Origin of the sequence: Janthinobacterium sp. PC23-8, assembly GCF_002250505.1 — a bacterium.
Classification (GTDB): Bacteria; Pseudomonadota; Gammaproteobacteria; order Burkholderiales; family Burkholderiaceae_D; genus Janthinobacterium.
On sequence record NZ_NJGY01000001.1, the window covers coordinates 3,339,767 to 3,365,653 of the forward strand.

Consider the following 25,887-nt stretch of genomic DNA (forward strand, 5'->3'; position numbering starts at 1 on the left):
TCAGCGCCCAGAAAAAATCATGACCGACAAAACTCCCCGTTACTGGTTCCCCGCCAAGAGCTATGGCTTTGGCTGGGGGCTGCCCATCACCTGGCAAGGCTGGCTGGTGTTCCTGGGCGCCTTGCTGCTGTTTGCCTGCGGCGCATTCCTGTTTCCGCCACAGGAGCTGCTGCTCGCTTACATCGTCTATGAAGTGGCGGTGTTCGCGCTGTTGCTTTTCATCTGCCAGCGCAAGGGTGAGCCGACGCGCTGGCGCTGGGGCAAGAAGAAATAATCATCTGGCCGCGCGTGCCGGAACGCGTATAATTGGCCCGCTGCCGCAAGGCGGCAAACGCTAGGGGTCCTGCCTCGCCGTGGCAACACGGTGAGATGCGGGTGAGAAATACCCTCCGAACCTGATCTGGATAATGCCAGCGAAGGGAAGCTTTAGGATGAACGCACCTCGCTCTACCGCGTGCGCGCAGCCGAATCTCCTTAGCTGGCTCCAGGCTTATGACAAGCTAGCCAAGGAGCCAAAATGAACGCCAATCCGAAATTTCTTTCCGCCACCGCCACGGTCGACGAGGCCGCGATAGCGCCGCTGCCCAATTCACGCAAGATCTATGTGCAGGGCAGCCGCCCCGATATCCGCGTGCCGATGCGCGCCATCAGCCAGTCCGACACGGAAGCGTCGTTCGGCGGCGAAAAAAACCCGCCCATCTATGTCTATGATACGTCCGGCCCGTATACCGACCCGGACGTCGCCATCGATATCCGCTCGGGCCTGGACACGCCGCGCCTGCCGTGGATACTCGAGCGCGCCGACACCGAAGAGCTGCCGGGTCCAAGCTCTGACTACGGCATCGCCCGCCTGATGGACCCGAAGCTGGCCGAGCTGCGTTTCAACCTGCACCGCAAGCCGCGCCGCGCGCTGGCCGGCAAGAATGTCACGCAGATGCATTACGCGCGGCGTGGCATCATCACGCCGGAAATGGAATTTGTCGCCATCCGTGAAAACATGCGCCGCCAGCAGTACCTGGACGAGCTGAAGGCGTCCGGCCCGATGGGCGAGCGCATGGCCGAGATGATGGGACGCCAGCACCCGGGACAGTCGTTCGGCGCCAGCATCCCGGCCGAGATCACGGCCGAATTCGTGCGCGAGGAAATCGCCCGCGGTCGCGCCATTATCCCCGCCAATATCAACCACCCCGAAGTCGAACCGATGATTATCGGCCGCAATTTCCTGGTGAAAATTAACGCCAATATCGGCAATTCGGCCGTCACGTCTTCCATCGGCGAAGAAGTCGAAAAGATGACCTGGGCCATCCGCTGGGGCGGCGACAATGTGATGGATTTGTCGACCGGCAAGCATATCCATGAAACGCGCGAATGGATCGTGCGCAACAGCCCGGTGCCGATCGGCACCGTGCCGATTTACCAGGCGCTGGAAAAGGTCAATGGCAAGGCCGAAGATTTAACCTGGGAAATCTTCCGCGACACCCTGATCGAGCAGGCCGAGCAGGGCGTCGATTACTTCACCATCCACGCCGGCGTGCTGCTGCGCTATGTGCCGCTGACGGCCAAGCGCTTGACGGGCATCGTCTCGCGCGGCGGCTCGATCATGGCCAAATGGTGCCTGGCGCATCACCAGGAATCGTTCCTGTACACGCATTTCGAAGAGATCTGCGAAATCATGAAGGCCTATGACGTGTCGTTCTCGCTCGGCGACGGCTTGCGCCCCGGCTCCATCTATGACGCCAACGATGAAGCGCAACTGGGCGAACTGAAAACCCTGGGCGAGCTGACGCAGATCGCCTGGAAGCACGATGTGCAGGTGATGATCGAAGGCCCCGGCCATGTGCCGATGCAGCTGATCAAGGAAAACATGGACCTGCAACTGGAGCAGTGCGGCGAAGCGCCGTTCTATACCCTGGGACCGCTGACCACCGATATCGCGCCGGGCTACGACCATATCACCTCGGGCATCGGCGCGGCCATGATCGGCTGGTATGGCACGGCCATGCTGTGCTACGTGACGCCGAAGGAGCACCTGGGCCTGCCCAACAAGGCCGATGTGAAGGACGGCATCATCACCTATAAAATTGCGGCGCATGCTGCCGACCTGGCCAAGGGCCATCCGGGCGCGCAGATCCGTGACAACGCCTTGTCCAAGGCGCGTTTTGAATTCCGCTGGGACGACCAGTTCAATATCGGCCTGGACCCGGACAAGGCACGCGAATTCCACGATGAAACTTTGCCCAAGGATTCGGCCAAGGTGGCGCACTTCTGTTCCATGTGCGGCCCGCATTTCTGCTCGATGAAGATCACGCAGGAAGTGCGCGAATACGCGGCCGGCATCGGCATCTCGGAAGAGAGCGCCGTCAAGCAGGGCATGGAGATCAAGGCGATCGAGTTCATCAAGAACGGCGCCGAGCTGTACCGCAAGGTCTGAAGGAGGGCGCCATGGTCCCCATCATGCTCAATGGCGCGCCGCACCAGGTGCCGCCCGATCACACCCTGGATCAGTTGATCGCCACCCTGGCGCTGCAGCACCAGGCGCTGGCGCTGGCCGTCAACCGCACGGTGGTGCCGCGCAGGAACTGGCCGGTGCAGCTGTTGCAGGCTGGCGACCAGGTGGAAATAGTCCGCGCCATCGGCGGCGGCTAACTATTCAAGGAAGAAACATGCATACAGAAACAGAAAACGACTTGTTGACCATTGCCGGCAAGACCTATGCGTCGCGCCTGCTGGTGGGCAGCGGCAAATACAAGGACTTGCCGCAAACGCGCGCCGCCACCGATGCGGCCGAAGCACAGATCATCACGGTGGCGATACGCCGCGTCAATATCGGCCAGGACCCGAACGCCCCCAGCCTGCTCGACGTATTGCCGCCCGACCAGTACACGATATTGCCGAACACGGCCGGCTGCTATACGGCCAAGGACGCCGTCTACACCTTGCAGCTGGCGCGCGAGCTGCTCGGTGGCCGCAACCTGGTCAAGCTGGAAGTGCTGGGCGACGAGAAAACCCTGTTCCCGCATATGCCGGAAACCCTGATTGCGGCCGAAGCCCTGGTCAAGGATGGCTTTGACGTGATGGTTTACTGCAGCGACGATCCGATCCAGGCGCGCATCCTGGAAGAGATCGGTTGCGTGGCCATCATGCCGCTCGCTTCCCTGATCGGCTCGGGCATGGGCATTGTGAACCCGTGGAACCTGTCATTGATTATCGACCAGGCCAGGGTGCCGGTGCTGGTCGACGCGGGAGTGGGCACGGCGTCGGACGCGGCCATTGCCATGGAACTCGGTTGCGACGGCGTGCTGATGAATACGGCGATAGCCGGCGCGCGCGACCCGGTGCGCATGGCCCATGCGATGAAGCTGGCCGTGCGGGCCGGGCGTGCAGCGTTCCTGGCCGGGCGGATGCCGAGGAAATTTGCCGCGTCGCCATCGTCGCCGATGGCGGGCCGTCTGGCGTGACGATGGCCGCCATCGCTTCTTGCCGCCCCACCGTGCTGGTGTTTGCCGGGCTCGATCCCTCCGGCGGCGCCGGCATCGCGGCCGATGTGCTGGCCATCGCGGCGCAGGGCGCGCATGCCTTGCCCATCGTCACCGCGCTGACGGTGCAGGATAACGACCGCGTGTTCGAAGTGCGGGCGGTGGACGCCGCATTGTTGTTGCGCCAGGCGCAAGCCTTGACGGCCAGGATGGCGATCGCCGCCGTGAAAATCGGCATACCGGGCAGCGCAGCCAACGCGGCGGCGATCGCGCAGGTGATCGTGCAACTGCGGCGCGAGCAGCCCGGCTTGCCGGTCGTACTTGATCCGGTGCTGACCAGCGGCCATGGCGATGTGCTCGGCACGGGCGACGCGGTGCTGGCGCTGGCGCCCTTGTTGGCAGTCGCCACCGTGATAGTGCCGAATGAACCGGAAGCGAACCGCCTTACCGGTAGCGTTGATGCTGCCGGCCAGGCCGCGACTTTGCAGTCGCGTGGCTGTGTCAACGTGCTGGTCACGGGTGGCCATGGCGAGGGCAGCAGCATTATCAACCGCTGGTTCGGCGCGGCGGGCGAACAGCAGCAGTGGCACTGGCCGCGCCTGCCTGGCGAATTTCACGGCAGCGGCTGTACCCTGGCCGCCGCCATCTCGGCGCGCCTGGCGTTGCGGCAAACCATGCCGGAGGCGCTGGCGGCGGCGCAAGCGTATTGCCATACAGCATTGGCGCAAGCCTATGCGGTCGCACCGGGCCAGCTGATGCCGCAGCGGCTTAACTCTTTATAAGGAAACCCCATGCGTGGACTTTATCTGGTGACCCCGAACTGGGATGACACCGACCGCCTGCTCGACGTGACGGAGCAGGCCTTGCAGGAAGGCGTGGCCCTGCTGCAATACCGCCACAAGAGCGCCGATGTGATATTGCGGCGCGAACAGGCGAGCGCCTTGCAGCTGCTGGCGCGCAAATATGGCGTGCCCTTCATCATCAACGATTTCATCGCGCTGTGCGAGGAACTGGATGCCGATGGCCTGCATGTCGGCGGGACCGACATGTCGGTGGCCGAGGCCCGTGCGCGGCTGGGCAAGGACAAACTGGTGGGGGCATCGTGCTATGGCGATTTGCTGCTGGCGCGCAAGGCCGAAGCGGCGGGCGCCAGCTATGTGGCCTTCGGCGGCTTCTACCCTTCGCTGGTCAAGCAGTATCCGGTCACCACCGATCCCGACATCGTGGTCCAGGCCAGGCGCGAGATCGCCTTGCCCTGCGTGGTGATCGGCGGCATGACGCCGGACCACGCCGCGCCTTTGGTGACGCGTGGCGCCGACCTGGTGGCGGCGATCAGCAGCGTGTTCCTGGCGGACGATGTAACCATGTCGGTACGGAAATTTAATGAGCTGTTTGGCAGCTAAGGCGAGCGGCAAAAGCGAGTCCGGTTACGCGGAATAATCGGCATATAATGAGGGTCATCTCCTTCCATATCACCGAGGTTCCCTTGCCCATGAATCAGCCAGCCGCCAAACGCCTAATCCTGATCGTTGACGATGACCAGCTGCTGCTGGAGTTTCTCGGCGAAGTGCTGCGTCATGCTGGTTATGACACGGTGCTGGCCAATTCCGCCGAGGCTGCCTTGCAGCTGATCGCCCAGCGCGAGCCGGACCTGGCCCTGCTCGACATCCATATGCCCGGCATGTCCGGCCTGGAACTGGCCAAGCGCCTGCACGCGGAAACTGCCGTGCCCTTCATGTTCCTGTCCGGCAGCGGTGATAGCGAGTCGGGCAAGCAGGCGGCCGCCTATGGCGCCGTCGGCTATGTCGTCAAGCCGGTCGATGAAGGCCGTTTGATGCCGGCCTTTGAAGCGGGCCTGGCGCGCGCCGACGATATCCGACAGCTGCGCCGCACCGAACTCAATTTGAACGCGGCGCTGGCCGCCGGCCGCGAAACCAGCCTGGCCGTCGGCCTGCTGATGGGCAAGTTCCAGACCGACCGCAACACCGCCTTCGAAGTGCTGCGCGACCATGCCCGTTCCAGCCGCCGCAAGATCAATGAAATCGCCAGCCAGCTGCTGCTGGCCGAAGAAACTCTGAACGGGCTGCACGGCGCTTTCCTGAGCCGCGCCAAAGTCATCAAGTAATCGTCCGCGCGGCGCGCCGGCTGGTGCGCCGCCTGGTGCACCGCCTGTTCCCCACCGTCTGTTCCCCATTTTCTGCCTTCCATCGCATGGCTTTTGCCGTGCGCCTGCCATCGCGCTACAGTCAGGATTCCAACCTTGACCATAGCGAGCACACCATGTCCATTCCCTCCCGCCTCTGCCTGGCGCTTGCCGGCGCCATCCTCTCCTTCAGCGCCATCGCCGCTGCCGATGAGCCATACACCCTGGTGCAAGGCAAGCATGGCGCCATTTCCACCTATGGCAGTGGCTCCGACAACGAAGAACTCGACCGCCTCAAGCGCACCAGCATTGGTCCCTTCCTGTGGTTCCGCGACCATGGCAAGTCGTATGTGATCGAAGACCGTGCCCTGCTGGCGCGCGCCGATGCCGCCTGGAAACCGGTGCAGGCGCTGGGCCAGGAAATGTCGGCGCTCGGCAAGCAGATGGGCGAGCAGGGCCGGCAAATGGGCAAGCTGGGCCGCGAGATGGGCGAGCAGGGTCGCCAGGATCGCGCTGGCGAAGCCGCGATGACAGCAAAAGCGCGACAGATGGACCAGGCCGCCAAGCCGATGGACAGCCTGGGCAAGCGCATGGGCGAACTCGGCGAGCGCCAGGGACGCGCCAGCAAGGAGGCCGAACGCGCCACGCGCGTGCTGATCGATGAGGCCTTGCGTACTGGACAAGCGAAGCCGGTACAGGCCGGCTGAGGCCGGCATGGAGGTGTCGGTGGCGCACAATAACTGGACAAATCCACAGTGGATCACGGCGCGCTGGCGCAAGGTCGGTATAATCACGGGATGCAAAATCTTCTTCACAACCTCAATCCCGAACAACTGGCCGCCGTCACTTTGCCAGCCCAGCATGCCTTGATCCTGGCCGGCGCCGGCTCGGGCAAGACCCGCGTGCTGACCACCCGCATCGCCTGGCTGATTCAGACCCAGCAAGTGTCGCCACCGGGCATCCTGGCCGTGACGTTTACCAATAAGGCCGCCAAGGAAATGCTCACGCGCCTGTCGGCCATGCTGCCGATCAATACGCGCGGCATGTGGATCGGCACTTTCCACGGCCTGTGCAACCGCTTGCTGCGTACGCATTACCGCGATGCGGCCTTGCCGCAGACTTTCCAGATCCTCGATTCCCAGGATCAGTTGTCGGTGATCAAGCGTTTGCTCAAGGCAAACAATATCGACGATGAAAAGTTCCCGCCGAAGACGGTGATGTATTTCATCAACAACGCCAAGGACCAGGGCCTGCGCGCCACCGACGTCGAAGCGTATGACGCGCACGAGCGCAAGATGGTCGAGTTGTACCAGTTGTATGACGACCAGTGCCAGCGCGAAGGGGTGGTCGATTTTGCCGAACTGCTGCTGCGCACCTATGAATTGCTGAGCCGCAACCAGCCGCTGCGCGAGCATTACCAGGCGCGTTTCCGCCATATCCTCGTCGACGAGTTCCAGGATACCAATAATCTGCAATACAACTGGTTGAAATTGCTGGCCGGCCACGGCAGCCGCGATGGCGGCGCACTGTTTGCCGTCGGCGACGATGACCAGAGCATCTATGCCTTCCGCGGCGCCAACGTCGGCAACATGAGCGCCTTCGAGCATGAATTCCAGGTGAAAAACCTGATCAAGCTGGAACAGAACTATCGCTCCCACGGCCATATCCTCGACAGCGCCAACGTCTTGATCGCCAACAACAGCAAGCGCCTGGGCAAGAATTTGCGCACCGACGCCGGCCATGGCGAACAGGTGCGCGTGGTTGAAGCCAGCTCCGACCTGCAGGAAGCGCAGTGGATCATCGAGGAGGCGAAAAGCCTGATCGCCGAGGGCGCTTCGCGCAGCGAGATCGCGATTCTGTACCGCTCGAATGCGCAGTCGCGCGTGATCGAGCATGCGCTGTTTTCGGCCGCGATTCCGTATCATGTGTATGGCGGCCAGCGTTACTTCCAGCGCGCCGAGGTCAAGCATGCGATCGCCTACTTGCAGCTGATGGACAATCCGCACAACGATTCGGCCTTTTTGCGCGTGGTCAATTTCCCCACGCGCGGCATCGGCATGCGCTCGATCGAGCAGTTGCAGTCGGCCTCCGAGCAGCATGGCATTTCGCTGTACGCCTCGGTACCTTATGTGGCGGGCAAGGCGGGCAGCACCCTGGCCGGCTTCGTCAAGCTGATCGAAGGCGTGCGCTTTGAAACCCAGCAACTGTCGCTGCCGGAAATGGTGCGCGTGGTGCTCGAAGCGAGTACCTTGCTGCGGCACTATCAGAACGAAAAAGAAGGCGCCGACCGCATCGAGAATCTGGAGCAGATGGTCAGCGCCGCCACCCAGTTCGTCAATGAAGAAGGGTTTGGCCAGGCCGCGCCGGCCCATCTGGGGCCTGGCGCCCAGGCGCAGCCGGGCGCGCCCATCGTCAACCAGGATGGCATCGAGATCCTGGACGCCGACGCGCCCTTGCCGGCCGTGATGTCGCCGCTGTCGGCCTTCCTGTCGCACGCCTCGCTGGAAGCTGGCGACAACCAGGCGCAGGCGGGCCAGGATGCGCTGCAGATGATGACGGTGCACTCGGCCAAGGGCCTGGAATTTGACAACGTCTTTATTACAGGCCTGGAAGAGGGCCTGTTCCCGCACGAAAGCAGTTCCAAGGAAGACAATGGCGTGGAAGAAGAGCGGCGCCTGATGTACGTGGCCATCACGCGCGCGCGCAAGCGCCTGTACATGAGCTTTTCGCAAACGCGCATGCTGCACGGCCAGACCCGCTACAACATGAAGTCGCGCTTCTTCGACGAGTTGCCCGAAGAAGCCTTGAAATGGCTGTCGCCGAAAGTGCAGGCCAACTGGTTCGGCAACCGCAAATCGGCCTGGGACGAAGCGCCGCGCACGGTCGGCAGCCTGGGTTCGGACAACGCCATTGCGCAAAAGATCGCGCAGAAGTCACCGGGCGGCGGCTGGCGCATCGGCGAATCGGTGAGTCACGCCAAGTTCGGCGAAGGCGTGATCGTCAATATCGAAGGCGGCGGCGGCAATGCGCGCGCCCAGATCAACTTCGGCCAGCATGGCATGAAGGTGCTCGACCTGGGGATTGCCAAGCTGGAGCGGCTTTAACGCTTATCCAGCGACACCTTGCCCGTATCGGCCGGCACGCCAAAAATCTGCCGGTACGCCGCATAAAACGAGCAATGCATGATCACCGTCAAGATCATCGACAGCGGCATCATCAGCTGAATCGCCATCGGCGTGCGGCCGACGATCATGAACAGCAACTGGCTGGTGACGATGCTGATGGCGAACCAGGTCGAGGCAAACACGATAAAGGCCGACAGCGAACGCCAGACGGCGAAAAAGCTGAAGAACAGCGCCTTGCCCAGGCTGATGTGCTGCCAGTAGATCAGCGGCGCGGCAAAGCAGAAGGCCATCGCCGCTGGAATATACATCACAAGGGTCACGACGATGGCCGAGCCGATATTCGATTCGCGGATCACGTCGGGCGAGGTCTGCGGATTGAGCTGGCCCGTCACCAGTTGCCACAGGGTGCCGCCGTCGACCAGCGACGAGGCGCCGATGGCCACGATGGCCATCATGATGTACAGCACGCCCAGGCCGAACAATACCGGCAGGGCCGGCTTGCGAAAGCCCGACAGCAGCAAGCCGGGCACGACGCGCTTGCCCTGGTCGATATGCAGGCAGCCCTGCGCAAAGGCGACCGAGAAAATCGGCACCAGGATCACGGGCAGCAATTGACCCAGCAGCGGGATGATGCTCACTAACAGCATGCACACCATATAGCCGAGAAACAGCATCGACAGGCCGCCCGGTTGCTTGCGAAACAGGCCGAAGCCTTGTTTCACCCAGTGCCAGCCTGTGCTTGCAGGTAATTTTTCCATGTTCTTAAAACAGTTCCGGTGCGGGTGTGGCGATGCGTTCGCGCAAGATACGTTCAAAATGCGCGGGATCGTGGGGTGTCAGCATTTCGGCTTCGCGCGGCTGGTAGTAATCGTACAGGCGCGACAGCCAGAAGCGCAGCGCGGCTGCGCGCAGCAGCGGCTGCCATGCCGTGTGTTCTTCGTTGCCAAAGGGGCGCACGGCCTGGTAGGCATCGAGCAGGGCACGTACGCGCGCGACGTCGAGTTTGCCGGTAGGCAAATCGATGCACCAGTCGTTGACGGTGACGGCCACGTCGAACAGCCAGGTGTCGCAGCCGGCAAAGTAAAAATCGAAAAAGCCTGTCAGTTGTTCGCCGTCGAACATCACGTTGTTGCGGAACAGGTCGGCATGCACGGGGCCGCGCGGCAAGGCTTTGTAGGTGGCGCAGGCGGCAAAGGCGTCCTGGAAATGAATCTCGGCGCGCAGCAAATGCGCGTTCGCGTCGTCCAGGTGCGGCAAGACCAGCGGCGTGGTGGCGTTCCACCAGTCCAGGCCGCGCAGGTTCGGTTGTTGCAGCGGAAAATCCTGCGCCGCCAGGTGCATTTTCGCCAGCATGGCGCCAACGGCCGCGCAGTGGACCGCTTGCGGTTCCATTTGCGATTGACCATCGAGTTTGCTGACGATGGCGGCCGGCTTGCCTTGCAAGGCGGACACCAGTTCGCCGTCGGCGTTCGGAATCGGCGCCGGCACCAGCACGCCGCGCTCGGCCAGGTGGCGCATCAGTTGCAGATAGAACGGCAATTGCTCGAAGCTCAGGTTTTCAAAAATCGTCAGCACATATTCGCCGCGTTCGGTGCTGAGGAAAAAATTGCTGTTTTCAATGCCGGAAGCGATGCCCTTGAGTGCCAGAGGTTTGCCGAGGGGAAATTGCTTGATCCACTGGCCGAGATCGTCCAGGTTGAGCGCGGTAAAAACTGCCATGGGAAAGAGATCAGATCAAAAAGGTCAAAAAAAAACCGTCTGCCCTGCGGACGGCCGGGGCAGTGCGGTGAGGAAGGCTTGCTTACTTGGCTGGTGGCGCTGGCGGTGCGGGAGTGTCGTCGCTGGCCTCATCATCGCGCTGTTTCTGTTTTTTCTTGCCCAGGTCAAACTCCATCACCTTCCATTGCGGGCCGCGCAGGGCGCTGCCGTGGGCCTGGTCGCTGCCTGCCGACGGCTTCATGTAATAGGTGCTGCCACCCGAGGTCACTTTCACTTCGGACGTGACGCCATTTTCGCGCTTTTCCGTGATCTGCCGGGCCGGCGCTGCCGGAGTGACGGTAATGGGGGCTTCGCCCATTTCCTCGATACGTTCCAGCCGCGGTGGCGCATCGCTGGGTTTCGGTGGCGTCTGGGCGCTGGCGATCGCCGACACGGCCAGCAGGGGCAGGGCCAGGAGTTGCCAGAGAGTGGAGGTAGGCATCATGATGGGGTCGCTTCCAAGTGTGACTGTGGCGTGACGCCGCAGTGGACAGGCTGTCAATAAGCCGTTGTTATCTATGGGGCATTGTAACAAACTGGTAAGCGATGCTGTTTTAAATGCGGAGAAATAACCGAGCGCGCCGGCACGCCGGGCCACACAGGCAAAAACGGCGCTGCGCACGCCAGGCAATGCGGCCGCAAACTCTGCGATAATTGAACGATATTCCACCCGCCCGCCCCCTGTTTTCCTCTGGCAGGCGCGGCTCACCTTATTTTATTGGCATTATGCAAAACACCCTGCTGTTAGTCGACGGTTCCAGTTACCTTTATCGCGCCTTCCACGCGCTGCCCGACCTGCGCAGCCCGGACGGCCACCCCACCGGCGCCATGCACGGCATGGTCACCATGCTGCGCCGCCTGCGCGCCGACTATCCGGCCGCCTACATCGCCTGCGTGTTCGATGCCAAAGGCAAGACTTTCCGCGACGATATGTATCCTGAATACAAGGCCACGCGCGCCTCCATGCCGGATGACCTGCGCCTGCAGATCGAGCCGATCCATGAAGCCGTAAAAGCCATGGGCTGGCCCATCCTGATGGTCGATGGGGTGGAGGCCGATGACGTGATCGGTACCCTGGCTGTGCAGGCCGCTGGCGCCGGCATGAACGTGGTGGTGTCGACCGGCGACAAGGACCTGGCGCAACTGGTCAACAGCCAGGTCACGTTGATCAATACCATGAGCAATGAAAAGCTCGACGAAGCGGCCGTGCTGGCCAAGTTCGGCGTGCCGCCGAACCGCATCATCGATTACCTGTCCCTGATCGGCGATACGGTCGACAATGTGCCGGGCGTGTCGAAATGCGGACCGAAGACGGCCGTCAAATGGCTGACTCTGTACGACAGCCTGGAAGGCGTGATGGAAAACGCCGCCAGCGTTGGCGGCGCCGTCGGCGAGAACCTGCGCACGGCGCTGCCATGGCTGCCGCAGGCGCGCGCCCTGATCACCGTCAAAACCGATTGCGATCTGTCCGGCCACATGACGACGATTGCCGACTCGCTGGTGGCGAAACACGAAGACCGCGACGCGCTGCTGGCGTTTTTCAACCGCTATGGCTTCAAGGCGCTGCTGCGCGAACTCGGTGGCGCGCCGCCGCCGATGTCGCCGGTGGGCGCGCCTGCGGTTCCGGGTACTGCCGTCAATACGACGGGCGACATGTTTGCCGATGCCGGGCTTGCGTCTGCTACGGCGCCCGAGGCCATCTATGAAACCGTGCTGACCGACGAGCAGCTCGATAAATGGATCGCCCTGATCGATGCGGCGCCGCTCACCGCCGTCGATACGGAAACCACTTCATTGGAGCCGATGACGGCGCAGCTGGTCGGCATTTCCTTGTCGGTGGCCGAGCACGCCGCCTGCTATATTCCGCTGGCCCACGATTACGCGGGCGCGCCGGACCAGCTGTCGCGCCAGCATGTGCTCGACAGATTGCGGCCATGGCTGGAAGACCCACATAAACCGAAGCTGGGCCAGAACCTCAAATACGACAGCCATATTTTCGCCAACCATGGCGTGATTCTGCGCGGCATCGTGCACGATACCTTGCTCGAATCCTATGTATTCGAGTCGCACAAGAAACACGACATGGACGGCATGGCGCTGCGCCACCTGAACTACACGACCATTGCGTTCGAGGACGTGTGCGGCAAGGGCGCCAAGCAGATCACCTTCAACCAGGTGGAAGTGGGGCAGGCAGCCCGCTATGCGGCTGAGGACGCCGATATCACCTTGCGATTGCACAACGCCATCTGGGGCAATGTGGCCAATGACGAAAAGCTGACCTTTATCTACGAAAAGATCGAGCTGCCGACGGCGCAGGTACTGCAAAAGATCGAGCGCAATGGCGTGCTGATCGATGATGCGCTGCTCAATGTGCAGTCGGCCGAACTGGCCGTGAAAATCCTCGAACTGGAAAAGAAAGCCTATGAGCTGGCCGAGCAGCCCTTCAACCTCGGTTCGCCCAAGCAGATCGGCGAAATCTTCTTCGAGAAACTGAAACTGCCGGTGATCAAGAAGACCCCGACCGGCGCGCCGTCGACCGACGAGGAAGTATTGCAAAAGCTGGCCGAGGATTATCCGCTGCCCAAGGTGCTGCTCGAATACCGCGGCATGGCCAAGCTGAAGTCGACCTATACCGACAAACTGCCGAAGATGATCAACCTCGCCACCGGCCGCGTGCATACCAATTATGCACAGGCCGTGGCCGTGACGGGGCGCCTGGCGTCGAACGATCCGAATTTGCAGAATATCCCGATCCGCAGCGCCGAAGGCCGGCGCATCCGCGAAGCCTTTATTGCGCCGCCGGGCAGCAGCATCGTCTCGGCCGACTATTCGCAGATCGAACTGCGCATCATGGCGCATATCTCGGGCGACGCGGCGATGCTGCGCGCCTTTGCCGACGGCATCGACATTCACCGCGCCACGGCGGCCGAGATCTTCGGCGTGCCGGCCGCCGAAGTGCAAAGCGAGCAGCGCCGCTACGCCAAGGTGATTAACTTCGGGCTGATTTACGGCATGAGCGCGTTTGGCCTGGCGGGCAACCTGGGCGTGGACCGCACGGCCGCGCAAAGCTATATCGACCGCTATTTCGCGCGTTTTTCGGGCGTAAAACAATATATGGAAGACACGCGCCAGCAAGCCAAGGCGCGCGGCTACGTGGAAACCGTGTTTGGCCGCCGCCTGTGGTTGCCGGAAATCAATTCGCCGAACGGCCCGCGCCGCCAGGGCGCCGAACGGGCCGCCATCAATGCGCCGATGCAAGGCACGGCTGCCGACCTGATCAAGCTGGCCATGATCGCCGTGCAGGACTGGCTGGAGCGCGATGGCCTGCAAACGAAGATGATCATGCAGGTACACGATGAACTGGTGCTGGAAGTGCCGGACGCCGAGCTGGAGCTGGTCAAGCGCAAGCTGCCCGAGCTGATGGCCGGCGTGGCCGAGCTGAAAGTGCCGCTGACGGCCGAAGTAGGCGTGGGCAAGAACTGGGACGAAGCGCATTAATTGCCTTGCAGTAATTCCTTTCAACGCAAGACCTTCAGGAGAACCGCATGAAAGACATGATTGCCGATATGGAAAGTCTGCTGGGCCAGAGCACGCTGGCGGGGCCGGATGGCCGGCGTGGTTTCCTGAAGGTGGCCCTGGGCACGGGCTTTGCCGTGGCCGTGCTGCCGGTGGTGGCGCAAAACGTCATCAAGACCGATGGTGCGGGCCTTATTTCCGGCACCGTCATGGTCAAAGTCGACGGCCAGGATGTGCCTGTCTACGCCTCCCAGCCTGAAGGCAAGACCGGCCTGCCCGTGATCCTGGTGATTTCCGAGATCTTCGGCGTGCACGAGCATATCGCCGACATGGCGCGCCGCTTTGCCAGGCAGGGCTACCTGGCGCTGGCGCCCGACCTGTTCGTGCGCCAGGGCGACGCCACCAAGGTGGCCAGCATTCCCGAACTGATGAAAAACATCGTCGGCAAGACGCCCGATGCGCAGGTGATGAGCGACCTCGACGCCATCGTCGCCTGGGCCAGGCAAAACGGCGGCGATACCACGCGCCTGGGCATCACCGGTTTTTGCTGGGGCGGGCGCGTCACCTGGCTGTATGCGGCGCACAACCCGGCCGTGAAGGCGGGCGTGGCCTGGTATGGCCGCCTGGTCGGCGAATCGACGCCGATCACGCCGCAGCACCCGGTCGATATCGCGCCAACCTTGACCGCGCCCGTGCTGGGCTTGTACGGCGGCAAGGACACGGGCATCCCGCAAGAATCGATCGAGAAGATGAAAGCGGCGCTGGCCAAGGGCGCCAGCAAATCCGAATTCGTGGTCTATCCCGACTCAGGCCACGCCTTCAACGCCGACTACCGCCCCAGCTATGTGGCGGCCGACGCGAGGGATGGGTACGCCCGATGCCTGGCCTGGTTCAAGGCGCATGGCGTGGTGTAATTAATATCCCTGCGGCATCTTTCCTGACTGATCCAGCAAGGCGAGCCGGGCAGCAAACGCCCGGTTCGTTCGCCAATGCAGTACAATTGCATCTTGGAACGCACCACGCCGCCGCCAAGGTTGCATCATCCACAACAAGCAATACCGTACTGAGCCGCTTCCAGCACAGGGGGCGCCAGTATCCTGGCGCCCCTTTTGAGGTAAGAAATCATCGATCCCGTCCTTTTATCCATTTTGCTCGCGACCACGATCGCGGGTGTGTTCAGCATTACAGCGGCGGCGATTTTCTCGTTTGCATTCTTGTCCAAGGTGGTCGAACGCATGGTCAGCCTGTCGGTCGGCATCATGCTGTCGACTTCGCTGCTGCACGCCTTGCCCGAGGCGTTCGAGTCGCAGGCCGATCCGCGCAGCCTGTTCGCGACCTTGCTGGCCGGCCTGCTGGCGTTTTTCATGCTGGAAAAATTTGCCATCCTGCGCCATTCGCACCACCACGAAGGCGATGGTCACCACCATGCGCACGGTCACGACAAGCACGAAGCGGGCAGGGCCGGCTGGATGATACTGGTGGGCGACGGCATGCACAATTTCACGGACGGCATCCTGATCGCCGCCGCCTTTCTGGCCGACCCGAAGCTGGGCCTGGTGACGGGCCTGGCCATTATCGCGCATGAGATCCCGCAGGAAATCGGCGACTTCATCGTGCTGCTCAACGCCGGCTTTTCGCGCGTGCGCGCCTTTGTCTTCAACCTGCTGTGCAGCCTGATGGCGGTGGCCGGCGGCCTCCTGGGTTACTTCACGCTGGACCGCGCCAGCAGCCTGATTCCCTATGTGCTGGTGTTCGCGTCGTCCGGCTTCATCTATATCGCGCTCAGTGACCTGATGCCGCAGATGCAGCGCCGCTCGACCCTGCGCGAAACCATTCCACAAGTGCTGTTGATCGCGCTGGGCGTGGGCATCGTGCTGTTCCTGACGCGCCACCGCTCACATTGAAGCTATGGAAATCGTGGATTGGATGGGGTACGATTTAGCACTTCATAAAGCTCCGATCCTACTGAAGTATAATACTCTGTTGTCATGCCAAGCTGTGGTGTCGCCCTCTACCTCAGTCATGCAACGTGCTTGATAATTGAGGGTGTGCAACGACAGGCGGTTGTTGATGGCAGATGATACACAATGGCAGTACGATCCAGCTGAACATAGAAAAAAACATTGTTGGAATAAGCCAGATGCTGATTTTGTACGAAGTGGGTCGCATATCCACGGGAAATGTCCTAATACATTGTCGAAGGAAACTGCTCAAGTTCTTCTTGTTGGAGCAATCTCTGAAACGACTGAAGCCGATACTATTCAGCCTAAAAAATTGTGGACCGTACATGAAGGCGTTATCTATGAAGCCGTCCCCACGCGACTTGGTGCCTATCACGGGTATCCTTGGTGCGCACGTCCGGGCATGAATCGATTGCCGCGACAAGTGATTAGGGAATTAACGCAAATGGCTGAGAAAAAAGGTTGTTTGCGCGAGTTTAAGGACTGGATAAAAAAGCATGGTTGATATCGATTCTGTATTGCACTTTAATTTTGTTCCCGCTGACGATTTGCGCGAGCGGGCCGACGGCTATGGAGCGGGCACGCTATTTTTGGACGGTGCTCCTTTTTGGTTTTCGAATTCGCCAGTCTTTCCACAACCTGTAGAGTGGACATGGGTAGATTTTTTAGAGCATCTGGCTTTTACATGGCCGGCACTGATGGTAGAGCAAACATATCCTTTTGAGTGGTTAAATAAGGTAACGTCTCATCCTGGCGAAATGTGGGATAAGGCGGAATTGCGCTGGTCTCGGCAGGGTGATGCCATCGCTGACGTTGAAGAACCAATACTTTATGCATTCCATAATCGGCATAACCTTTCCGCTGGTTGGAAAGGAATAGGTATGCCTGGTCTTTATTGGCTAAGGGTGGGCAAAAGTGTATGGCTTTCTCCTGAAGGTGGTGCGCCGATTCGTGCCGATTTTAATGCTTGTATGCGCAGTTTGGAACAAATAGGTAATCAACTGGCCACCTCGTTTTCTGAGTCGAATAATCAGCGTGTGGTTGCTGCAGTATCGGATTGGAATAAAAGGCAGGAATTCATATTGAATTCTTTCTTTAATTTTTCTACTGGTTTGACTGATGATGAGTTGGTGGTGATTGAGCAGGGTTCCGTAAGGGCTGAATTTTGGGGTGTTTCGAATTTAAGTGGAAGTAGCTGGGAGGCAGTGGCGGCAAATGATAATGAGTTACTGGCAGCGGCTCGCATGACAAAAGGTATTCTCTCATCGTCCGCCACTGCGGAGCTCATAAAAACCATTCGGCAAGTACCTAAAATAAACTCTCCAGAACTTGATGAATTGGGCAGGCGCGCTGTGCAATATCTCAGAAACTCTGAATCGTTCTACGCTCATGAGGCAGGCTATCGACTGGCAGAGTGGCTTCGAAAAGAATTCGCGCTGCGTGAATTTGAGGCATTTGATGTTGAAAGTCATTTGTTGAACTTTGGAATTCCTAAAGTTTTTGCCAAATTCGGTTCTGGCCATATTGAAGCGATGGCCTGTTACGGACAGCATGGTCCGTGCATCATAATTAACGATGACAGACCTTATCCTGACAATAATCAACGTCTCAGAATGACCTTGGCCCACGAGCTTTGTCATTTTTTAATTGATAGACATGCGGCGCTGCCAGTTGCTGAAGTATTGGGTGGATGTGTTGATTTATATGTCGAAAGGCGTGCGAACGCATTTGCTGCTGAATTATTGTTGCCTAGAGTATCTGTTGCATGGGCGCGAGATCAAGTCGGCACCAATCTGGTCGAAATTGTAGGTCTGCTTCAAAGCAGGTTTGAAGTAAGTAAAACAGTAGCTTGTGCTCAGATATTTAATAGCCCGGTTTTCACTCATTTATCAAGAAATGAGCAGGAATACATACAGAACAGAATTTATAAATTGGTCAGCCTGAAGTTTGTGGATGAAAAAATAATATCAGGGATAGTTTAGTTTTTAAATTACTAATAAATTATCAGGTATGCGGGCGGTATTGTGATGGCATATGCTATCAGAACGGCGTTTGTCACAGGCGCCGCAGTTCAAACAGGGCATAGGCATATTCGGCAAAGCTGAGCATACCGGTGGGGACGGTTTTTCAAAAAATTCCTTGGCCTTAGTGGTCGTGCTTGAGCCGATAGTACTGGCGATATTGAAATACGCTTCGCACAGCGCCAGCAGGCGCTCGTCGCTGCCATCTTTTCGGCCCCCTCCCGCCAGCACCTGCCTGGGGGGGCGAATGCCGGTGAACAAGCCGTAGGCAGGGCGCGGCAAGGCACACGCTGGGCAGTACGGTCAAAACAGATGGTTGCATCGATAATTCCTGTTGATGGTGGCGTCGTGCCTTTGTCTATACCACGCCGGTCGCCACCGGCCGCGCCGGATCGGCGCACCATTCGCTCCACGAACCCGGATACAGCGCGGCGCCAGGCAAGCCCGCCACTTCCATGGCCAGCAGGTTGTGGCAGGCCGTCACGCCGGAGCCGCATTGCAGGATGGTCGCTTCCGGCTTGGTGACAAGGCCGGAAAATTCCTGTTCCAGTTCCTTGGCCGACTTGAAACGGCCGTCGGGCTGCAGGTTGTCCTTGAAAAAGCGATTTCTGGCGCCAGGGATATGGCCGCCGACAGGATCGATGGTTTCGTTTTCGCCACGGAAACGGTCAGGGGCGCGTGCGTCGAGCACTTGCAGTTCCTGCTTGTCCAGGTTGGCCACCACCTCCTGCACGCTGACGGTGCGGGTCAGGCTGGCGCGTTCGGCAATATTGCCGGCCGGGCGAGGCGCCACTGGCGTGACCAGCGGCAAGCCTTGCGCCTGCCAGGCGGCCAGGCCGCCGTCGAGCACGGCCACCCTGTCATGGCCGATCCAGCGCAGCAGCCACCATAAACGGGCCGCAAACATGCCGCCCTGGCCATCGTAGGCCACCACTTGCGTGTCGTCATTGATGCCCCAGCTGCGCAAGGTGGCGATCAGGGCGTGGCGTTCTGGCAGCGGATGGCGACCGGTGAAGGCCGGGCCGGCGGGGGCTTTCGCGCCGGACAGGGCGGTATCGATATCGGCGAACTGGGCATTCTGAATATGCCCAGTGGCAAAGGCGTCGCTGCCAGCCGTGGGGTTGAGCAAGTCGTGGCGGCAGTCAAAAATGGCCCAGCCGCTGTCGTTCATGTGGCTGGCCAGTTCGCTGGCACTGATCAAGGTCGTGTAGTTCAAGCATCTCTCCTTTACACTTCGCTGGCGATCGGATCCGTGCGCGCGATGGCCGCGCCACGGGCGGTATTGCGGGTATTGTAATAGGTGGCGGCAAGACCGGAGGCGAGAATGATGCCGATGCCGGCCCAGCCGTGCCAGTCGAACAGGTCGCCGAAGATGACCACGCCCCAGAAGCTGGAGAACACGATGCCCGTGTATTGCAGGTTGGCCACCACCAGGGTCTTGCCGAGGCGATAGGCGCGCGTCATGGCCATCTGCGCCATGGTGGCGCACAGGCCAATCGCCGCCAGCAAGCCGACGCCATAGCCGCTGGTGTGCGCATGCCAGACGACGGGGCCGCCGCCGGCGCTGGCCACATGGCCGATCACGCCGGCGACGAAATTGACGATGGAAAAATAAAACACTACCCGGTATTCGGGCTCGCCCAGCAAGCCAAGTTTTCTTACCTGCAAATACGCGAGCGCCGACAGCATGCCGGAGATCAAGGCCGTGATGGCGCCGGCCGCCTGGTCGGTGTCAAACACGGGCTGCAGCAGCAGGGTGACGCCGATAAAGCTCATGGCAATGGCCGCCACCAGCGGCCACTCGAGCTGCTGGCTGGCTTTCCACCAGCCGCCGGCCAGCAGGATCACGGCGATCCAGATCGGCGCCATGTAATTGAGCGTCATGGCGGTGGCCAGCGGCAGGATGGCGATCGCATAAAACCACAGCCACAGGGCGATCACGCCGACCACGCCGCGCCACAGGTGCTGGCCCCACATGCTGGTCCTGAAGGTGCCGCCCTGGTAGAGGATGGTGCAAGTCATCACCGTCATGCCGATGATGCCGCGATACATGACGATTTCGGAGGTCGAGTACATCTCCGAGGCCAGTTTCACGCAGACACCCATGATGGCGAACATAAAGCTGGCAAACAGCATCCAAAGTGATTGCATGTGATTCCTGGAAAGCGTGAAATAAAAAAGGGCCGCACGCGGCGGCCCTCGGCATTACAGTGCGATCTTGTCGCGGTACCATTCGTGGAAGTGCTGCATGCCGTCTTCCATCGGCGACTGGTAGGGGCCGGCTTCGTTGACGCCGCGCGCCATCAGCGCCTTGCGGCCGGCATCCATGCGCAGGGCGATTTCATCGTCCTCGACGCAGGTTTCCATGTAGGCGGCGCGTTCGGCTTCGATGAACTCGCGTTCGAACAGCACGATTTCTTCCGGGTAGTAGAACTCGACCACGTTGCGCGTTTTCTGCGGCCCATCGGGCCACAGGGTCGACACGATCAGCACGTGCGGATACCACTCGACCATGATGTTCGGATACAGGGTCAGCCAGATGGCGCCATACGGCGGCGCTTCGCCGCCGCGAAATTGCAGCACCTGCTCCTGCCACTTCTTGTAAGCGGCCGAGCCCGAATGCTGCAGGCCGCGGTGCACGCCCACCGTCTGCACGCTGTAGTCCTTGCCGAATTCCCAGCGCAGATCGTCGCAGCTGACAAAGCTGCCCAGGCCCGGATGGAACGGTTCGACGTGATAGTCCTCGAGGTAGACTTCGATGAATGTCTTCCAGTTGTAGTTGCACTCGTGGATTTCCACGTGGTCGAACATGTAGCCGGAAAAATCGAGGTCTTTCGAGACGGACAAGTCTTTCAACTTGTCCATCACGTGATAGCCATTTTGTTCGAACAGCAAGCCGTTCCAGCTTTGCAGCGGCGTTTTCGACAGGTTCAGGCACGGCGTCTCGGGGAAATGCGGCGCACCGATCAATTCTCCCTTGAGGTCGTAGGTCCAGCGGTGCAGCGGGCAGACAATATTGTTCGCATTGCCGCGGCCATTGAACATCAGCGCCTGCCGGTGACGGCACACGTTGGACAAGACCTCGACGCCATTGGCGTTGCGCACCAGCATGCGTCCTTCGTTTTCGGACGCCAGGGTGGCAAAATCGCCCGTTTCGGGCACCATCAGCTCGTGCCCGATATAGCGCGGGCCGGCCTGGAACAATTGCTGCATTTCACGCTGCAACAGCGTTTCGTCAAAATAGACGTGGACCGGAAGTTGCGCGTTTGAACGCGCCAGCTTGGCGTGAGTAGCCAGATCGGACATCCCAACCCCCCATAATATGTACAACGGTCAGCAGGCTCCCGGGTTATCCCCTGGGCAACCGCTACAGAGAGAAAGAATCCGCAAAGACCTGAATTCAAATTGGTTGAAACGGTATTTCGGACAGAACCGGCGATTATAGCGTGAATCGGCCCCATCCATGCCAAAGCCTCTGCCAAAAACGACAGTATTTGGCGCGATTGTCAACAAGACGACGCTTGGTGGCGCGTTTTGAGGCAGATGGGGCGATTGCGCCAAGATTACCGTCAGATGGGCAATCTGTCTTGCTTTGAGCACGCCGTGCGCGCTTTAGTTTTCACTTAATACAGTGGTTTGCTCTAAAATACCGCTACTATGCTGGCCGGGTATGCCCGCCATCTGCCGGCAAGTCCCTCGTTGCCACGAAAAGATCTGAGTTTATGTCCAAGAAAATACCTGCCGCTGTCGCCGCAGCTGTGCCGGCCTCGTTCGAAGAGGCCATGGCCGAGCTTGCCCAGCTGGTCACCCAAATGGAAGCGGGCCAGCTGCCGCTCGAAGCGTCGGTCGCGGCTTACCAGCGCGGCTCCGAGCTGGTCAAGTACTGTGCCGGCCAGCTCGACAGTGTCGAAGCGCAAGTCAAGGTGCTCGAAGGCGACATGCTCAAGCCGTTTGCCGATGGCGAGGCGCTGCAATGACCGCTGTGACGACTGCCGGCATGACCTTTGGCGACTGGATGCAAGCGACCCAGTCCGGCGTGGAAAGCGCGCTCGACCAGTTCCTGCCGGCGCTTGACGCGGTGCCGCACAAGCTGCACGCGGCGATGCGCTATGCCCTGCTGGGTGGCGGCAAGCGCGTGCGCCCGCTGCTGGTGATGGCGGCCGGCGAACTGTTCGATGCCGATACCGCCACCTTGGCGCGTGCCGCTTGCGCGCTGGAAATGATACATGTGTATTCGCTGGTGCATGACGACATGCCCTGCATGGATGATGACGCGTTGCGCCGTGGCAAGCCCACCGTGCATGTCGCCTACGATGAAGCCACCGCGCTGCTGGTCGGCGACGCGCTGCAGTCGCAGGCGTTTGCCATTCTGGCCGAAGGCGCGGCCATCGAGCCCGGGCGGCAGATGGCGATGATACGGCTGCTGGCGCAGGCTTCGGGTTCCTTTGGCATGTGCGGCGGCCAGGCGATCGATCTCGACAGCGTGGGCTTGTCGCTGAGCCTGCAGCAGCTCGAACAGATGCATCAGCTCAAAACCGGCGCGCTGCTGCGCGCCGCAGTGGTACTGGGCGCGCTGGCCGGCAAGGACCTGGCGCCAAACGACATGACGGCGCTCGACGCCTATGCGAAGGCGGTGGGGCTGGCGTTCCAGGTGGTCGACGACGTGCTCGACGCCACAGCCGATTCGGCCACCCTGGGCAAGACGGCAGGCAAGGATGCGGCGGCCAACAAGCCGACCTATGTATCGATACTGGGGCTGGCGCCGTCCAAAGCCCTGGCAGAACAATTGCGGTGCGACGCCCATGCGGCGCTGGCGCCATTCGGGGACAAGGCACGCCGCCTGCGCGAGCTGGCGGACCTGGTCGTGCAGCGGAAGGCTTAAATGAAACTGTTAGAAACCATCAATGAACCGGCGCAAGTGCGCCAGCTGTCGCGTTCGCAACTGGTGCCGCTGGCACAGGAACTGCGCAGCTTCCTGCTCGACTCCGTCTCCAAGACGGGCGGCCACCTGTCGTCCAACCTGGGCACGGTCGAGCTGACCGTGGCGCTGCATTACGTGTTCAACACGCCGCATGACCGTATCGTGTGGGACGTCGGCCACCAGACCTATAGCCACAAGATCCTCACGGGCCGGCGCGAGCGCATGCATACCTTGCGCCAGAAGGATGGCATTTCGGGCTTTCCGAAACGCGACGAAAGCGAATACGACACCTTCGGCACGGCCCACTCGTCGACCTCGATCTCGGCCGCGCTGGGCATGGCGCAGGCGGCCAAGATCAAGGGTGACCCGCTGCATGCGATCGCCGTGATCGGCGACGGCTCGATGACGGCCGGCATGGCGTTCGAGGCAATGAACAATGCCGGCGTGCAGGAAGACATCAAGCTGCTGGTGATCCTGAATGACAACGACATGTCGATCTCGCCGCCGGTGGGCGCGCTGAACCGCCACCTGGCGCGCCTGATGTCGGGCCAGTTTTATGCAGCGGCGAAAAACGTCGGTAAATCGGTGCTGCCTGGCCCGGTGCTGGAGCTGGCGAAGCGCTTTGAAGAGCACGCCAAGGGCATGGTGGTGCCGGCCACCATGTTCGAGGAATTCGGTTTCAATTACATCGGCCCCATCGATGGCCACGATCTCGATTCGCTGATCCCGACCTTGCAAAATATCAAGCATTTGAAAGGCCCGCAATTCCTGCACGTGGTGACCAAGAAGGGGCAGGGCTACAAGCTGGCCGAGGCGGAACCGATTCTGTACCACGGCACGCCGAAATTCAATCCGCTCGAAGGCATCTTGCCGGCCAAGGCGCCCGGCAAGATGACTTACACGGAAGTGTTCGGCAACTGGCTGTGCGACATGGCCGCGCACGATGCTCGCCTGGTGGGCATCACGCCGGCCATGCGCGAAGGCTCGGGCATGGTCAGGTTCGAGCAGCAGTATCCGAACCGCTATTTCGACGTTGGCATCGCCGAGCAGCATGCGGTGACGTTTGCCGGTGGGCTGGCCTGCGAAGGCCTGAAACCCGTGGTGGCGATTTATTCCACCTTCTTGCAGCGCGCCTACGACCAGCTGATCCACGACGTGGCGCTGCAAAACCTCGACGTGACGTTTGCGCTGGACCGCGCCGGCCTGGTCGGCGCCGACGGCGCCACGCATGCCGGCAACTATGACATGGCGTTTTTGCGCTGCATCCCGAACATGGTCATCATGGCCGCCTCGGACGAAAACGAATGCCGGCAAATGCTTACCACCGGCTATTGCTATCCGGGACCGGCGGCGATCCGCTATCCGCGCGGTGCTGGCGCCGGTACGGCCATCGTGCCGGAACTGGCCAGCCTCGAGATCGGCAAGGGCGAGATCAAGCGCGAAGGCAAGAAGATCGCCATCCTGGCCTTCGGCTCCATGGTGGCGCCGAGTGTTGCCGCCGGTAACCAGCTCGATGCGACGGTGGCCAATATGCGCTTCGTCAAGCCACTCGACGTGGCGCTGGTAAAACAGCTGGCGGCGGACCACGACTACCTGGTGACGGTGGAGGAAGGCAGCATCATGGGCGGTGCCGGCTCGGCCGTGGCCGAGGCGCTGGCGGCGGAAGGGATCGTCAAGCCTGTCCTGATGCTGGGCTTGCCCGACCAGTTCATCGATCATGGCGACCCGGTGCAGTTGCTCAAAGGCTTGGGCCTGGACGCGACCGGCATCGCCGCGTCGATACGCCAGCGCTTTCCGCACGATGCTGCCGAGCCGCGGCTGGCAGTGGTCAGCCAAGGTCTGATGATGGCGGGGCGGTCGACGCCCTGATCACCAGCTCGGGCGCCGGCGCGATGCGCATGGTCGCCACCGCCTGCGGCTCGGCGATCAGCTCCAACAGCAGCGCCACCGACATGCTGGCCGCCTGCGCGGTCGGCAGCGCCACCGTGGTCAACGCCGGGCGAGCCTGGCGTGCGCTCTGGATATCGGTCAGCCCGATCACCGACAACTGCTGCGGCACCTTGATGCCGAGGTCGGCCGCCGCATGCATCAGGCCCAGCGCCGGCAAGTCATTGGTGGCGAACACGGCCGTGATGGACGGCGTGGCGGCCAGCATCGCGGCGCCCGCCTGCAGTCCCCCTTCGACCGAATCATGCACCATCATTCTGTGCACCACGGCGTCGCCATGGCCCAGTTCAAGCAGCGCATCGTTGAAGCCGCGTTCACGCTCGGCGTGCACGCCACAGACGCCGCCGCCGACCATCACGCCGATCTTGCGGTGGCCAAGCGCGATCAGATGGCGCGCCGCCAGCGCGCCGGCCAGGTGAAAATCGACGGCCACGCACGGCAGGCCCGGCGGCTGGTGCGGCTTTTCCCACATGCCCAGCACCACGGTGGCGCCGCGCCGCTCGGTTGCCTTCAGGTCATCGAGCGAGGGATCGGCGTTCATCACCAGCACGCCGTCGGACAGGGTGCCGGCGATCTGGTCCAGATAGGCGCGGCCGATATCGTGGTCGTCATTGGTATTGCAGACGATCAGGAAGCGGCCATGCTGGCGCGCCGCCTGCTCCGCCGCCAGCGCATATTCGGGATAGAACGGGTTGGCGATGCTCGACACCATCAGCGCCAGGGTGGGGGCGCGGCCTTCGGCCAGCGCGCGCGCCGTCAGGTGCGGCCGGTAGCCGAGCGCTTCGACGGCGGCCAGCACGCGTGCGCGCGTGTCGGCGCCGACCTTGCCGCGCTGGCGCAGGACGTTCGAGACGGTGGCTGAGGTAACGCCGGCGCGCTGGGCGACTTGGGACAAGGTGGTCATGGGAGCGCGATCGTGAGCATGCGTGCATTCAACATGGTTCGACGGCCGCTGTCAATGACCGGCGAAGGCAGTCCATGAATTGCTGCAATGCGTCACAGGATTAGATTGCTTCAAA

The 25,887-nt window shown here is 61.1% G+C and carries 24 protein-coding genes and 1 riboswitch; of the genes, 17 read left to right on the forward strand and 7 right to left on the reverse strand.

Features of this window, described 5'->3' with window-relative positions:
• Positions 1-19: 19 nt before the first annotated feature.
• From CD932_RS14415 to CD932_RS14455, 9 genes are all read left to right on the forward strand, one after another.
• Complete coding sequence (locus CD932_RS14415) at positions 20-274, forward strand: hypothetical protein (RefSeq protein ID WP_094443226.1); 255 nt, start codon at positions 20-22, stop codon at positions 272-274.
• 52 nt (positions 275-326) lie between these two features.
• A riboswitch (TPP riboswitch) is annotated at positions 327-439 on the forward strand.
• 78 nt (positions 440-517) lie between these two features.
• On the forward strand, positions 518-2,431 hold the full coding sequence (thiC, locus tag CD932_RS14420; protein ID WP_094443227.1) for a phosphomethylpyrimidine synthase ThiC: 1,914 nt from the start codon (positions 518-520) through the stop codon (positions 2,429-2,431).
• Positions 2,432-2,442: 11 nt separating this feature from the next.
• The gene (gene thiS, locus CD932_RS14425) at positions 2,443-2,646 is read left to right on the forward strand and encodes a sulfur carrier protein ThiS (RefSeq protein ID WP_094443228.1); all 204 of its coding nucleotides are present in this window, start codon (positions 2,443-2,445) and stop codon (positions 2,644-2,646) included.
• A gap of 17 nt (positions 2,647-2,663) precedes the next feature.
• A complete protein-coding gene (locus CD932_RS14430) occupies positions 2,664-3,458 on the forward strand; it encodes a thiazole synthase (RefSeq protein WP_094443229.1) in 795 nt (264 codons plus the stop codon).
• A 2-nt stretch (positions 3,459-3,460) separates the two neighbouring features.
• The gene (locus CD932_RS14435) at positions 3,461-4,258 is read left to right on the forward strand and encodes a hydroxymethylpyrimidine/phosphomethylpyrimidine kinase (protein WP_094443230.1); all 798 of its coding nucleotides are present in this window, start codon (positions 3,461-3,463) and stop codon (positions 4,256-4,258) included.
• Between the two features lie 9 nt (positions 4,259-4,267).
• On the forward strand, positions 4,268-4,879 hold the full coding sequence (gene thiE, locus CD932_RS14440) for a thiamine phosphate synthase (protein WP_094443231.1): 612 nt from the start codon (positions 4,268-4,270) through the stop codon (positions 4,877-4,879).
• Positions 4,880-4,968: 89 nt separating this feature from the next.
• A complete protein-coding gene (locus tag CD932_RS14445; RefSeq protein ID WP_094443232.1) occupies positions 4,969-5,601 on the forward strand; it encodes an ANTAR domain-containing response regulator in 633 nt (210 codons plus the stop codon).
• Positions 5,602-5,756: 155 nt separating this feature from the next.
• Positions 5,757-6,326, forward strand: a complete 570-nt coding sequence (locus CD932_RS14450; protein ID WP_141213251.1) for a DUF4175 domain-containing protein — start codon at positions 5,757-5,759, stop codon at positions 6,324-6,326.
• Positions 6,327-6,416: 90 nt separating this feature from the next.
• Positions 6,417-8,723: a UvrD-helicase domain-containing protein gene (locus CD932_RS14455; RefSeq protein ID WP_094443234.1), complete on the forward strand. Its 2,307-nt coding sequence runs from the start codon at positions 6,417-6,419 to the stop codon at positions 8,721-8,723.
• On the opposite strand, the gene CD932_RS14460 is transcribed toward CD932_RS14455, so the two are convergent.
• The 3 genes from CD932_RS14460 to CD932_RS14470 form a co-directional block, all read right to left on the reverse strand.
• Positions 8,720-9,502 carry a BPSS1780 family membrane protein gene (locus CD932_RS14460; protein WP_094443235.1) on the reverse strand — a complete coding sequence of 261 codons (783 nt, stop codon included), beginning with the start codon at positions 9,500-9,502 and terminating at the stop codon, positions 8,720-8,722. The two genes, CD932_RS14455 and CD932_RS14460, sit on opposite strands and share 4 nt — an antisense overlap.
• A 4-nt stretch (positions 9,503-9,506) precedes the next feature.
• On the reverse strand, positions 9,507-10,463 hold the full coding sequence (locus CD932_RS14465; RefSeq protein WP_094443236.1) for a homoserine kinase: 957 nt from the start codon (positions 10,461-10,463) through the stop codon (positions 9,507-9,509).
• Between the two features lie 82 nt (positions 10,464-10,545).
• On the reverse strand, positions 10,546-10,947 hold the full coding sequence (locus tag CD932_RS14470; RefSeq protein ID WP_094443237.1) for a hypothetical protein: 402 nt from the start codon (positions 10,945-10,947) through the stop codon (positions 10,546-10,548).
• Between the two features lie 281 nt (positions 10,948-11,228).
• Here CD932_RS14470 and polA point away from each other — a divergent pair, with 281 nt between their 5' ends.
• The 5 genes from polA to CD932_RS14495 all read left to right on the forward strand — a co-directional run bounded on the left by polA (position 11,229) and on the right by CD932_RS14495 (position 17,961).
• Positions 11,229-14,000, forward strand: a complete 2,772-nt coding sequence (gene polA, locus CD932_RS14475; RefSeq protein WP_094443238.1) for a DNA polymerase I — start codon at positions 11,229-11,231, stop codon at positions 13,998-14,000.
• 47 nt (positions 14,001-14,047) lie between these two features.
• A complete protein-coding gene (locus CD932_RS14480; protein WP_094443239.1) occupies positions 14,048-14,932 on the forward strand; it encodes a dienelactone hydrolase family protein in 885 nt (294 codons plus the stop codon).
• Positions 14,933-15,166: 234 nt separating this feature from the next.
• Positions 15,167-15,922, forward strand: coding sequence for a ZIP family metal transporter (locus CD932_RS14485; protein WP_094443240.1), 756 nt, complete (start codon positions 15,167-15,169; stop codon positions 15,920-15,922).
• Between the two features lie 166 nt (positions 15,923-16,088).
• Positions 16,089-16,484 carry a hypothetical protein gene (locus CD932_RS14490; protein ID WP_141213252.1) on the forward strand — a complete coding sequence of 132 codons (396 nt, stop codon included), beginning with the start codon at positions 16,089-16,091 and terminating at the stop codon, positions 16,482-16,484.
• Positions 16,477-17,961: an ImmA/IrrE family metallo-endopeptidase gene (locus CD932_RS14495; RefSeq protein ID WP_094443242.1), complete on the forward strand. Its 1,485-nt coding sequence runs from the start codon at positions 16,477-16,479 to the stop codon at positions 17,959-17,961. The genes CD932_RS14490 and CD932_RS14495 overlap by 8 nt, the downstream gene beginning before the upstream one ends.
• A 397-nt stretch (positions 17,962-18,358) precedes the next feature.
• Here the strand turns inward: CD932_RS14495 and CD932_RS14500 are convergent, their stop codons facing one another.
• From CD932_RS14500 to CD932_RS14510, 3 genes are read right to left on the reverse strand one after another with little or no spacing between them, the layout of a single operon-like run.
• Positions 18,359-19,216, reverse strand: coding sequence for a sulfurtransferase (locus tag CD932_RS14500; protein WP_094443243.1), 858 nt, complete (start codon positions 19,214-19,216; stop codon positions 18,359-18,361).
• Positions 19,217-19,227: 11 nt separating this feature from the next.
• Positions 19,228-20,151: a DMT family transporter gene (locus CD932_RS14505; protein ID WP_094443244.1), complete on the reverse strand. Its 924-nt coding sequence runs from the start codon at positions 20,149-20,151 to the stop codon at positions 19,228-19,230.
• A gap of 54 nt (positions 20,152-20,205) precedes the next feature.
• A complete protein-coding gene (locus tag CD932_RS14510) occupies positions 20,206-21,306 on the reverse strand; it encodes an aromatic ring-hydroxylating dioxygenase subunit alpha (RefSeq protein WP_094443245.1) in 1,101 nt (366 codons plus the stop codon).
• Positions 21,307-21,722: 416 nt separating this feature from the next.
• On the opposite strand from CD932_RS14510, the gene CD932_RS14515 reads away from it, so the two are divergent.
• The 3 genes from CD932_RS14515 to dxs are packed head-to-tail and all read left to right on the forward strand — an operon-like array spanning position 21,723 to position 24,790.
• Complete coding sequence (locus CD932_RS14515; RefSeq protein ID WP_094443246.1) at positions 21,723-21,977, forward strand: exodeoxyribonuclease VII small subunit; 255 nt, start codon at positions 21,723-21,725, stop codon at positions 21,975-21,977.
• A gap of 20 nt (positions 21,978-21,997) precedes the next feature.
• Positions 21,998-22,882 (forward strand): polyprenyl synthetase family protein, encoded by an 885-nt coding sequence (locus CD932_RS14520; RefSeq protein ID WP_094443648.1) that lies wholly within the window; start codon positions 21,998-22,000, stop codon positions 22,880-22,882.
• On the forward strand, positions 22,883-24,790 hold the full coding sequence (gene dxs / locus CD932_RS14525) for a 1-deoxy-D-xylulose-5-phosphate synthase (protein ID WP_094443247.1): 1,908 nt from the start codon (positions 22,883-22,885) through the stop codon (positions 24,788-24,790).
• On the opposite strand, the gene CD932_RS14530 is transcribed toward dxs, so the two are convergent.
• Positions 24,750-25,772 carry a LacI family DNA-binding transcriptional regulator gene (locus tag CD932_RS14530; protein ID WP_094443248.1) on the reverse strand — a complete coding sequence of 341 codons (1,023 nt, stop codon included), beginning with the start codon at positions 25,770-25,772 and terminating at the stop codon, positions 24,750-24,752. The two genes, dxs and CD932_RS14530, sit on opposite strands and share 41 nt — an antisense overlap.
• Positions 25,773-25,887: the final 115 nt, after the last annotated feature.